Annotated in this window: 5 protein-coding genes and 2 pseudogenes; 6 read left to right on the forward strand and 1 reads right to left on the reverse strand. The window is 69.0% G+C overall.

From position 1 onward, the window contains the following. Positions 1-323: 323 nt before the first annotated feature. The 4 genes and pseudogenes from DSM112329_RS06430 to DSM112329_RS06445 all read left to right on the forward strand — a co-directional run bounded on the left by DSM112329_RS06430 (position 324) and on the right by DSM112329_RS06445 (position 9,581). Entirely contained in the window at positions 324-3,971 is a 3,648-nt protein-coding gene (locus DSM112329_RS06430) for a DNA-directed RNA polymerase subunit beta (protein ID WP_354700989.1), read from the forward strand. A gap of 3 nt (positions 3,972-3,974) precedes the next feature. Further along, positions 3,975-4,421, forward strand: a pseudogene (locus DSM112329_RS06435) (DNA-directed RNA polymerase subunit beta'); the annotation flags it as partial. Between the two features lie 399 nt (positions 4,422-4,820). After that, positions 4,821-8,105 (forward strand): annotated as a pseudogene (gene rpoC, locus DSM112329_RS06440) (DNA-directed RNA polymerase subunit beta'); the annotation flags it as partial. 477 nt (positions 8,106-8,582) lie between these two features. Continuing rightward, positions 8,583-9,581, forward strand: a complete 999-nt coding sequence (locus DSM112329_RS06445) for an alanine racemase (RefSeq protein ID WP_354702448.1) — start codon at positions 8,583-8,585, stop codon at positions 9,579-9,581. 76 nt (positions 9,582-9,657) lie between these two features. Here DSM112329_RS06445 and DSM112329_RS06450 read toward each other — a convergent pair whose 3' ends face one another. Then, positions 9,658-10,107, reverse strand: a complete 450-nt coding sequence (locus tag DSM112329_RS06450) for a hypothetical protein (RefSeq protein ID WP_354700990.1) — start codon at positions 10,105-10,107, stop codon at positions 9,658-9,660. Between the two features lie 216 nt (positions 10,108-10,323). Between DSM112329_RS06450 and DSM112329_RS06455 the strand changes: the two genes are divergently transcribed. Both DSM112329_RS06455 and DSM112329_RS06460 read left to right on the forward strand, forming a co-directional pair. Then, entirely contained in the window at positions 10,324-11,223 is a 900-nt protein-coding gene (locus tag DSM112329_RS06455; protein WP_354700991.1) for a hypothetical protein, read from the forward strand. 104 nt (positions 11,224-11,327) lie between these two features. After that, positions 11,328-11,822, forward strand: a complete 495-nt coding sequence (locus tag DSM112329_RS06460; protein WP_354700992.1) for a cyclic nucleotide-binding domain-containing protein — start codon at positions 11,328-11,330, stop codon at positions 11,820-11,822. Positions 11,823-11,831 lie beyond the last annotated feature (9 nt).

The following is an 11,831-nucleotide window of genomic DNA, read 5'->3' on the forward strand; positions in this document are numbered from 1 at the left end:
CGCTTTGGCGCCCGGCCCTGAGTTCCCGCCGGGGGCCTGCCATGGCCGGTGGTCGCGCAACCCGCGCGTCCACCGGCCGGCGGCCCCCGGCTTTTTGCGTTCCCGGCACGTTCGAGTGAGCAGCACGCCCTAGCCGCGAAGGGGCCGGCGCGCTATCCTCGACCGTGATCGACCGATAGCCGTAGCCGCTCCAGCAGCACGCGCCCGCGCCACATACGCGGATCGCACGGAACGGGGTCCGTGAGCGTCGATCCGCCCTCCCCGAGGGCAGCAGCTTGCTGTGCTATCTTGGACGGTCGCGTTTTGCCCTCGTCGGCGGAACCATGAACGTCCTCCCTTTCGACCCCAATGAGGAGTCGCCCGTCGTGCCTCGTGTTGACGCCCCCCGCAAGCGCCGTACCTTCGCGCGCTTGGACAAGTCCGTCGAAGTCCCCAACCTGATCGACATCCAGAAGAAGTCGTTCGACTGGTTGGTCGACACCGAGAAGGGGGGGCTCCGCGAGACGATCGACGACATCTCCCCGATCGAGGACTACACCGGGCATCTCGCCGTCAACTTCGGCGACTTCCACTTCGACGAGCCGGCGGCGACCATCGAGGAGTGCCGCGAGAAGGACCTGACCTACTCGCGGCCGCTCACGGTCACGGTCGCGTTCATCAACCACGAGACGGGCGAGATCCGCGAGCAGTCGGTCTTCATGGGCGACTTCGCCTGGATGACCGAGCGCGGCACGTTCATCATCAACGGCACCGAGCGCGTCGTCGTCACGCAGCTGGTCCGTTCGCCGGGCGCGTACCTGATGGAGCCGAAGGACCGCGAGAAGCAGGTCTTCATCGCGAACCTGATGCCGGCCCGCGGCTCGTGGCTCGAGCTCGAGATCGACAAGAAGGGCAAGGTCTTCGTCCGCATCGACCGCAAGCGCAAGCTGCCGGTCACCGTGCTGCTGCGCGCGATGGCGTACGACCCCGAGTCCGACTCGGGCGAGGAGTCCGAGGACGACATCGCCAAGCTCGACGCCGAGATCATCGAGCTGTTCGAGAACTCGCTCTACATCCGCAACACCGTCGAGGGCGACCCCGAGGTCACGAAGACCAAGAAGGGCGCGCTCATCGAGCTCTTCAAGAAGCAGCGCCCCGGCGAGCCGCCGTCCGTCGACGCGGCCTACGCCCTGCTGCAGCAGCTGTTCTTCGACCCCAAGCGCTACGACCTGACCCGCGTCGGCCGTTACAAGCTGAACGCGCGCCTGGGCCTCGACATCGACCTCGACACGCGCCAGCTGACGCACGGCGACATCCACGCCCTCGTGCGCGAGCTCGTGTCCCTGCCGCGCATCCTCGGCATCCCCGAGGACGGCGAGGTGGAGATCAAGGACTACGCCGCCGAGGCCGCGTCCATGCCGCGCGAGCCCGTCGACGAGCACCTCGACGAGTACGAGCACTTCGGCAACCGCCGCCTGCGCACCGTCGGCGAGCTCATCCAGGAGGCCTTCCGCATCGGCCTCTACCGCATGGAGCGCGTCGTCCGCGAGCGCCTCACGACGGAGGACGAGGACACGATCACGCCGCAGACGATCGTGAACATCCGCCCGGTCGTGGCCGCCCAGAAGGAGTTCTTCGGGTCGAGCCAGCTGTCGCAGTTCATGGACCAGACGAACTCGCTGGCGGGCCTGACCCACCGGCGTCGCCTCAGCGCCCTCGGCGCCGGCGGCCTGACCCGTGAGCGCGCACCCATCGAGGTCCGCGACGTCCACCCGACCCACTACGGCCGGATGTGCCCGATCGAGACCCCCGAGGGACCGAACATCGGCCTGATCGGCTCGCTCTCGAGCTACGCGCAGGTCTCCGAGCACGGCTTCGTCACGACGCCCTACCGGGTCGTCAAGGACGGCGTGAAGACGGACGAGATCGTCCGCCTCGACGCCACCCAGGAGGAGATCCGCCTCATCGCGCAGGCGGACACGCCCGTCGACGAGAACGGCAAGCTGATCGGCACCGACATCATCTGCCGGACCCAGGCGGGTCAGTACGTCACGGTCCAGCCCGGCGACGTCGAGCTGATGGACGTGTCCCCCGAGCAGATCTGGTCCGTCGCCACGGCGATGATCCCGTTCCTCGAGCACGATGATGCGAACCGCGCCCTCATGGGCTCGAACATGCAGCGCCAGGCCGTCCCGCTGCTCGTGCCGGACGCCCCGGTCGTCGGCACCGGCATGGAGAAGCGCGCCGCGCACGACACCGGCGACATCCTGCTCGCCGCGTTCGACGGCGAGATCACGCACGTCGACGCGACCTCGATCATCCTCGAGAACCCCGCGGGTGACGAGCGCAAGGAGTACGAGCTGCAGAAGTTCATGCGCTCCAACCAGGGCACCCTCATCCACCAGAAGCCGCGCGTGAACACGGGCGACAAGGTGGCCAAGGGCGAGCTGCTGGCGGACGGCTCGGCCTCCGACCACGGCGAGATGGCGCTCGGCAAGAACCTGCGCGTCGCCTTCATGTCCTGGGAGGGCTACAACTTCGAGGACGCGATCATCCTCTCGAAGCGGCTCGTGAAGGACGACGAGCTCACCTCGATCCACATCGAGGAGTACGAGATCGACGCCCGCACCACGAAGCTCGGCGACGAGGAGATCACCCGCGACATTCCGAACCGCTCGGAGGAGTCGCTCCGCAACCTCGACGACCGCGGCATCGTCCGCATCGGCGCCGAGGTCACGTCCGGCGACCTCCTGGTCGGCAAGGTCACGCCCAAGGGCGAGACCGAGCTCACCGCCGAGGAGAAGCTGATCCGCGCGATCTTCAAGGAGAAGGCGCGCGAGGTCCGTGACACCTCGCTGAAGGTGCCCCACGGCGAGGGCGGCGTCGTCATCGACGTCATGACCTTCAGCCGCGAGAACGGCGACGACCTGCCGCCGGGCGTCAACGACCTGGTCCGCGTCTTCGTCGCGAAGAAGCGCAAGATCTCCGAGGGCGACAAGCTCGCCGGCCGCCACGGCAACAAGGGCGTCATCTCGAAGATCGTCGACGACCACGACATGCCGTTCATGGAGGACGGCACGCCGGTCGACGTCATCCTCAACCCGCTGGGCGTCCCGTCCCGGATGAACGTCGGTCAGCTCCTGGAGGTCCACCTCGGGTGGGCCGCCGCCGAGGGCTGGTACGACGACCCGGAGAAGGGCTTCTCCCACGGCCAGGGCAAGGTCTACACGGCGACGCCCGTGTTCGACGGCGCCTCGGTGACGGACGTGGACAACGCGCTCGTCAACTGGCAGCGCGACCACATCAAGGCCGGCGGCCCGATCCGCATGGACGTGGACGAGTCACGCCGCGACGGCACGAAGGCGGCCGGCAAGTTCCGGCTGTACAACGGCCGCACCGGTGAGCCGTTCGACCAGATGGTCACGGTCGGCTACATGTACATCCTGAAGCTCCTGCACCTCGTGGACGACAAGATCCACGCGCGCTCGACCGGCCCCTACTCGCTCGTCACCCAGCAGCCGCTGGGCGGCAAGGCGCAGTTCGGCGGCCAGCGCTTCGGCGAGATGGAGGTCTGGGCCCTCGAGGCGTACGGCGCGGCCTACACCCTGCAGGAGATGCTCACGATCAAGTCCGACGACACGGTCGGCCGCGTGAAGGCGTACGAGGCGATCGTCAAGGGCGAGAACATCGCCGAGCCGTCGATCCCGGAGTCCTTCAAGGTGCTCCTGAAGGAGATGCAGTCCCTCGGCCTGGACGTGAACGTGGTCTCGGAAGAGGGCACGCGGGCCGAGATGCACGACGAGGACGACGACCTGCTCCGCGCGGCGGAGGAGCTCGGCATCGACCTCTCGGGCGTGCGGGCGGCGGTCGTGGACGACGCGGCCGACGAGCAGCAGACCGACGCGGCCCCCGAGGCCGAGGCGGACGCAGACGACAGCGCCGAGGGCGACGCTGTGGAAGTGCCGGCAACCGACGAGACGGAAGAGGCTTAGTACATGATCGATATCAACAACTTCGACGCGATCGAGATCGGTCTCGCCTCCTCCAAGCAGATCCGCAGCTGGTCCTCCGGTGAGGTCACCAAGCCGGAGACCATCAACTACCGCACGCTGAAGCCGGAGAAGGACGGCCTCTTCTGCGAGCGCATCTTCGGTCCGACCAAGGACTGGGAGTGCTACTGCGGCAAGTACAAGCGCGTCCGCTACAAGGGCATCGTCTGTGAGCGCTGCGGCGTCGAGGTCACCCGGTCCAAGGTCCGCCGTGAGCGGATGGGCCACATCGACCTGGCCGCCCCCGTCAGCCACATCTGGTTCTTCAAGGGCGTCCCGTCGCGGATCGGCTACCTGCTCGACATGGCTCCCAAGGAGCTCGAGAAGATCCTGTACTTCGCCGCGTCGATCGTGACGTCGGTGGACCAGGAGGCCCGCTGGCGCGACATCCCGAAGCTCCGCGAGGAGATGCAGGCCGAGCTCACCCGCCTCCGCTCGGAGGAGCAGGAGCGCACGGGCGAGCTGCGCACCAGCCGTGAGGCACGCCTCGCGTTCCTCGCCGACGGCTCCCAGGGCGACTTCACCGACGACGACCACCTGTGGGCGGAGTCGCTGGACATCAACGTCAAGAAGCTGTCCGACGACGAGCGCAAGAAGCTCACCAACGAGGTCAAGAAGACCTTCGCGACGGACATCGACGACACCTCGGCCTACTACGAGGACGCGATCGAGCGCCTCAAGGAGGTCTGGAAGCTGTTCTCGAACTCCGACGAGCCGGCCGCCGAGCCGCCCGCCGAGGGCGAGGACTGGCCGCTCAGCGAGTACGTCGACAAGGCGATCGACAAGGACCAGCTGCAGCCCAAGCTGATCATCCAGGACGAGACGTTCTTCCGTGAGCTGAAGCACCGCTTCGGCTCGCCGTTCGGCTTCGGCGAGTACTTCGTCGGCGGCATGGGCGCGGAGTTCATCCGCGAGCTCCTGCGCGAGAAGCCCGAGTACGACCGCGACGCGGCCCCGCGCAAGGTCGACCCCGACCGCATGGCCGGCGACGACCTGCGCCCGCAGGACATGCCGGGCCTGTGCCCCGAGCACGAGCGCGTCGACCTCGAGGACATCGTCAAGAACGGCAAGGGCCAGAAGCAGGCCCGCTCGGTCAAGCGCCTGAAGGTGCTGTCCGCGTTCCTGAACTCCGGCAACAAGCCGGAGATGATGATCCTGGACGCCGTCCCGGTCATCCCGCCGGAGCTGCGCCCGATGGTCCAGCTGGACGGCGGCCGCTTCGCGACCTCCGACCTGAACGACCTCTACCGCCGCGTCATCAACCGGAACAACCGGCTGAAGCGCCTGCTCGACCTCGGCGCCCCCGAGATCATCGTCAACAACGAGAAGCGGATGCTGCAGGAGGCCGTCGACGCGCTGTTCGACAACGGCCGCCGTGGCCGTCCCGTCACCGGGCCGGGCAACCGTCCGCTGAAGTCGCTGTCGGACATGCTCAAGGGCAAGCAGGGCCGGTTCCGCCAGAACCTGCTCGGCAAGCGCGTGGACTACTCCGGCCGTTCGGTGATCGTCGCCGGCCCGTCGCTGAAGCTGCACCAGTGCGGTCTGCCGAAGCTGATGGCCCTCGAGCTGTTCAAGCCGTTCATCATGGCCCAGCTGGTCGAGCGCAAGGACGCGCAGAACATCAAGGCCGCCAAGAAGATGGTCGACTCGATGATCCCGCAGGTCTGGGACGTCCTCGAGCAGGTCATCCACGAGCACCCGGTGCTGCTCAACCGCGCGCCGACGCTCCACCGCCTGGGCATCCAGGCGTTCGAGCCCGTGCTCGTCGAGGGCAAGGCCATCCAGGTCCACCCGCTCGTCTGCGCGGCGTTCAACGCCGACTTCGACGGCGACCAGATGGCCGTCCACCTCCCGCTCAGCGCCGAGGCGCAGGCGGAGGCCCGGCTGCTGATGCTGTCGGCCAACAACATCCTGTCCCCGGCCCATGGCGCCCCGCTGGCCACGCCGTCGCAGGACATGGTGCTCGGCGCGTACTACCTGACGTACTCCGAGTACGACGACATCAGCGCCGACGAGCAGAAGAAGCGCGTCGCCGAGGGCAAGGGCGAGAAGCTGACGTTCTCGCAGCTCGAGCAGATGCGCGACGAGGATGCGTGGCCGACGGACCTGGACCGCCCGCACACCTTCCGGACCGCGCAGGAGGCCGAGACGGCCTACGAGCACGGCATCGTGAAGCTGCACGGCCTGGCCGAGTACCGCCGCCCGGGCGCCGACGACGGGCACATCCTGACCACGATCGGCCGCATCATCTACAACGATGCGATCGAGCGCTCGGTCGAGGAGGCCCTCCGTGGCCGCTTCACCGACGAGGACCGCTTCTTCGTCAACAAGTCGATGCGCAAGAAGGACACGACGCAGCTGATCGACGACCTCGTGCAGCGGCACGGCCCGTCGACGATCGCCCTCGTCCTGGACGCGTTCAAGGACGTCGGCTTCAAGTACGCGACGAAGGCCGGCATCACGATCGCCAAGAACGACGTCGTGATCCCGCCGACCAAGGGCGAGGTCCTCAAGAAGTACGAGGACATCGTGGCCGAGATCCACGAGCAGTACGACATGGGCCTCATCACGCAGGAAGAGCGCCACGAGATGGTCGTCGAGCAGTGGAACAAGTGCACCGACGAGGTCGCCAACGAGATGGAGCAGTTCTTCGACGAGCTGAACCCCATCTTCATGATGGCCAACTCCGGCGCTCGTGGCTCGTTCAAGCAGATCCGCCAGCTGGCGGGCATGCGCGGCCTGATGGCCAACCCGAAGGGCGAGATCATCGAGCGCCCGGTGAAGGCGAACTTCATGGAGGGCCTGGACGTCCTCGAGTACTTCACCTCCACCCACGGTGCCCGGAAGGGCCTCGCGGACACCGCCCTGCGTACGGCGGACTCCGGCTACCTGACGCGCCGTCTGGTCGACGTCGCCCAGGACGTCATCATCCGCGAGCCCGATTGCGGGACCGGCGAGTACATCGGCGTCGAGGTCTTCACCCCCACGGGTGAGGTCAACGACAACCTGATCGGCCGCATCGCGGCGCTGGACATCGTCGACGAGACCGGTGGCGGCAAGCCCGTCGTCATCGTCCCCGCCGGCGGCGAGATCGATCGCCCGGAGGCCGCCGCTATCGGCGTCGCCTACCGGTCGCAGCTCGACGGGGGTGCCAACCCGCGCGTGCCGCTGCGGTCCACGCTGAAGTGCGTCGCCATCACCGGCGTGTGCCAGGCGTGCTACGGCCGCTCGATGGCGTCGGGCAACACCGCCCAGATCGGCGACGCGGTCGGCATCATCGCCGCGCAGTCGATCGGCGAGCCCGGCACGCAGCTGACCATGCGCACGTTCCACACCGGCGGCGTCGCCGGCGCGGACATCACGCACGGCCTGCCGCGCATCGTGGAGCTGTTCGAGGCCCGCAAGCCGAAGGGCCTCGCGCGGATCGCGGAGCAGGACGGCACGGTCGGGATCGAGGAGACGGACAAGGCGCTGACCGTCGTCATCACCGACGACACCGGCGAGGAGTTCCGCTACCCGTTCCCCCGCCGCACGCGCGTGTTCGTCAGCGACGGCGACAAGGTCGAGGCCGGCAAGCAGCTCAACGAGGGCTCCCTGTACCCGCACGAGCTCCTGGCCCTGCGTGGCCGGACGGAGACCGAGCGGTACCTCGTCAAGGAGGTGCAGGTCGTTTACAAGTCCCAGGGCGTGGACATCAACGACAAGCACGTCGAGCTGATCGTCCGCCAGATGCTCAAGAAGGTCCGCGTGGATCAGAAGGGCGACACCGACTACCTCCCGGGGCAGTTCGTGGACCGCTACGAGTTCTACAAGGCCAACGCGGACATCAAGAAGAAGAAGGGCGAGCAGGCCCAGTACGAGGAGATCATCCTCGGCATCACGAACGCCTCGCTGAACACGGACTCGTTCCTGTCGGCCGCCTCCTTCCAGGAGACGACGAAGGTCCTCACCGACGCGGCGCTCGAGGGCAAGAAGGACACCCTCAACGGCCTCAAGGAGAACGTGATCATCGGCAAGCTCATCCCGGCGGCCACCGGCCTGCGCCGCTACCGCCGCATCGAGATCGAGCCGGCGGAGCCGCTGCCCCGCGCGGTCGACGACCTCGGCCTGCTGGACTCGGACGAGATCCTCGGCCTCTCCGGCACCGATGACCTGGGTGGCTTCGGCACCGCCTTCTCGGAGGACATCGCGTCCCTCGAGGAGATCGGCGCCGGCGGCACGGACCCGGGCTTCGCGGAGGAGCTCGCGGACCTGGACATCCCGAGCGACTCCTAGTCGTCAGGGAGTGATCTGAAGGACCGAAGGGCCCGCGCATCGCGGGCCCTTCGTCGTTGTGGCGCTGGTTCAGCGAGGTGGCATATCCGGCGGGGTCCCGGCCGTGCCTTACGACGCTGGTCCAGCGAGGTGTGTGTGTCCCGGCGGGGTCCCGGCCGTGCCCCTACGCCGCTGGTTCGCGGGGCACGCTGTGGACCATGCGACCCTCGCTCGCTCACGAACGCGGCTCCGCGGCACAGCCGACTCCCCGCCTAGCCTGAGGGTGTGAGCTCCCGTGTGATGACCCCGGTGTTGGTGGCTGATGGCGAGGTGCTCGAGGGAAACATCGTTGCGATGCAAGAGCTCGCTCGGGAGCATGGGGTTGCTCTGCGGCCGCATGCGAAGGGGCATCGGGCGGCGTGGGTGGCTGCTCGTCAGCTGACGGCAGGGGCGGTTGGGGTGGGGGTGGCGACCCTCGCGGAGGCCGCGATCTTCCTGGAGGCGGGTGTCGGCGACGTGCTGCTGACGACGATCCTGCCGCCTGGGCGCGCCGCCGACGCGGTCGCGCTCGGAGGGGCGGGTGCGCTGACGGTCGTCGTCCACACGCCGGAGCTGGCCGCGGCGTTCGCGGCCGCCGCCGACGGGGCGGGGGTCGTCCTGCCGGTCCTCGTCGACGTCGACGTGGGCCAGCACCGGGGCGGCGCCCCGACCCCGGCGGCGGCGCTGGCCGCCGCGGACGCGATCGCCGCGGCCCCGTCACTACGCATGAGAGGAGTGCAGGGCTACGACGGCCACCTGCAGGGGATCGCCGACCCGGTCGCCCGCGCCGACGGGCACGCAGGCGCCATGGCCCGGCTCGACGCGGTCCTGGACGTGCTGGCCGGTGCCGGCCATGCCCTGGACGTCGTCACCACCGCCGGGACGGCGACCGCGCCGCTGGCGGCCGTGCACCCGCGCGTGACCGAGCTCCAGCCGGGGTCCTACGCGCTGATGGACCGCGCGTACGCGCAGATCGGCGGCGTCGCGTTCGCGCAGGCGGCGTTCGTCCTGACGACCGTGACCGCCGTCCTCGGACCGGGGGAGGTCATCGTCGACGCGGGGAGTCGCGCGATCAGCAGCGACCTCGGCCTGCCGCAGGTCGACGGCCTGGACGCGACCTGGACGGTCGCGGGCGACGAACACGGTCGCATCACCGGGGAGGTCGGGCGTCTGCGACCCGGGGACGTGCTGCGGCTGATCCCGTCCCACACGGACACGACCGTCGTCCTGCACGGTGCAGTCGTCCCCGCACCGGGCTGAGGCGGCCGACCGACCGGATAGGCCGTGAGGCAACCGGCTTGTTCGGTCAGCGCACGAACCGCGGGCGGCGGAGGGCTCAAAGGTCTCGCGCCCACGAGTGCAGCGCGGTGGTCTCCACCTCGGTGAGGCCGGCAGCGGGCAGCGTCGGGACCAGCAGCGTCGGCCCCGGACGGGCCGTAGCCCACCGCTCGCAGGCCTCGTCGAGGAAGTCGTCGATCCACGCCAGTGGCCGATCGGGCCCGCAGAACGCGTCGATCGCGTCCAGCTTCCAGTGGCCCGCGACGCTGGTGCCGGCACCGCGACTGTTCTTGATCGGAATGACCGGCCACGGTCCAAGACCCAGCAATCCGGGTAGGTGATCGTTGGCGCGCTCCTCCCAGCCGGTGCACCAGACCGGATCGAAGTCCGACAGCAGGTCCAGCAGGTGCGTGGCGGCAGTCGAAGAAAGCAGGTGGGGGACACCTTCAATCTGTGCCCAGACGCCGGGTGGACGGGTGTCCGGTGTGAATCCGAACAGGCTGATCACGCCGTCTATGTCCACCAAAAGGGCTGGTTTGCTCCGCATTTACGAGAAGAGACTGACGATCCTCCACGACCGACACCATTCTGAGAGCAGCCCGGTACCCTCGAATGAGGTCGTGACCTTCAAGGTGAAGGGGAGTACCTCCGATAAGAGGGTTGTCCCCCCGCCATCCGCACGTAGGACCCGCCGCGAAGGCGCGCGACCCTCCTCCTCTCTTTTATGAGCACACAAATCGGACTCGTCCTCGCCCTTCTCTGCGCCGTCGCAGCCAACCTGGGCTTCTTCTACAAGCACCGTGGCTGCAACGAGGTGCCGACCGTCGACGTGAAGCACCCGCTTCGCACCGCCCGGTCGCTCTGGAGCTCGAAGTGGTTCGCGGTCGGCATGCTCCTCGGATTCGTCGGCTGGATCCTGCATGTCGGTGCGATCGCGATGGCACCGCTCTCGACGGTCCAGGTCGTGCTGTCCGGCGGCGTCGTGCTCATCGCCGTCATGGCGGACAAGATCTTCGGCTTCGCGGTCGACAAGCGTCAGTGGTGGGGCCTCGGCCTGACCGCCGTCGGCCTTGCGCTGCTCGGCCTGACGATGCCCGGGAGCCACGGCGCCGGCGGCGGCTACTCGCTGCAGGCCCTGGTCGTCTTCGAGGGCATCCTGCTCGGCATGGGCGGGCTGCTCATCCTCGGCCCGCGGACCGGCGCGCCGGCGCAGCACCACGGCGTCATGCTCGCCGCGGCCACCGGCATCCTCTTCGGCGTCTGCAACGTCGCCGTGAAGGCCCTGACCGAGGTCATCGGCCTCAACGGCATGATCGGCCTGCTCAGCCCCTGGCTGCTCGTCGCCATCGTCGCGTCGGCCACCGCCTTCTACGCCTCGGCCCGCTCGCTGCAGGACGGCGATGCCGTCTCGGTGATCGCAATCACCGGCACCGCGGCCAGCATCTCCGGCATCTCCGGCGGCATCCTCGTCTTCGGCGACCCGATGGCGGGCACCGCGCTCGGCATCGTCGTCCAGAGCGTCGCCTTCCTGATGGTGATCGTGGCGAGCGCCCTGACGCCCGCGCCGATCCGCTCGTCGGAGGCTGCCGCGAGCGGCAGCCGCACCGCCGTCGCCGCCGCCTGAACAGGGCCCCGGCTCCACGCGGCCGCCGCTCGCGCGGGCGGCGCCCCGCGTCGGACCACATTGCGGTTGGCGCGCTGACAACGCGGCGGTAGGGTTGGCGCGCCGTGGACGCCGCCTCCTTCTTCCAGTACCCGTCGGGCACGGACCCGGACTCCGGTCCGCCCGCCGTGCCGCACGGCGCGTTCCAGGCCGGCCCGACCAGCTTCCTCGCCGACCAGGGCGAAGCCGACTGGGCGCAGCTGCTCGCGCAGACCACGACGGTCCGCTTCCGCGCGGGCGACACCGTGCTGGTGGCCGGGGCCGAGGACCGGGCCTTCTACCTGCTGGTCGCCGGACGCGTGGCGGTCGATGGCGCCGACGGTCCGCCCATCGAGGCGCCCGCGGTGCTCGGCGACGCTGCCTTCTTCGACGGCCTGCCGCGTGCCGTCGCAGTAACCGCGCTCGGCCCCGGCGAGGCGATCCGCCTGTCCTGGCAGGCGTTCGAGGCGCTCGCGGTGCGCCACCCGCGGCTGGCCCAGGCCCTCCTGGGCGACCTGGGGCGCATCGCCGCCGCCCGGCAGCGGGCGTCAGCCGCGCAGGTCGGCGCGTTCTCCGGATGACCACCCGTC

Origin of the sequence: Paraconexibacter sp. AEG42_29, from assembly GCF_040581415.1 — a bacterium.
Classification (GTDB): domain Bacteria; phylum Actinomycetota; class Thermoleophilia; order Solirubrobacterales; family Solirubrobacteraceae; genus Paraconexibacter.

What these genes read in the sequence shown, in the direction of transcription:
- DSM112329_RS06430 (WP_354700989.1), top strand. Translation starts at nt 324, where the DNA reads ATGAACGTCCTCCCTTTCGACCCCAATGAGGAGTCGCCCGTCGTGCCT.
- DSM112329_RS06445 (WP_354702448.1), top strand. Translation starts at nt 8,583, where the DNA reads ATGACCCCGGTGTTGGTGGCTGATGGCGAGGTGCTCGAGGGAAACATC.
- DSM112329_RS06455 (WP_354700991.1), top strand. Translation starts at nt 10,324, where the DNA reads ATGAGCACACAAATCGGACTCGTCCTCGCCCTTCTCTGCGCCGTCGCA.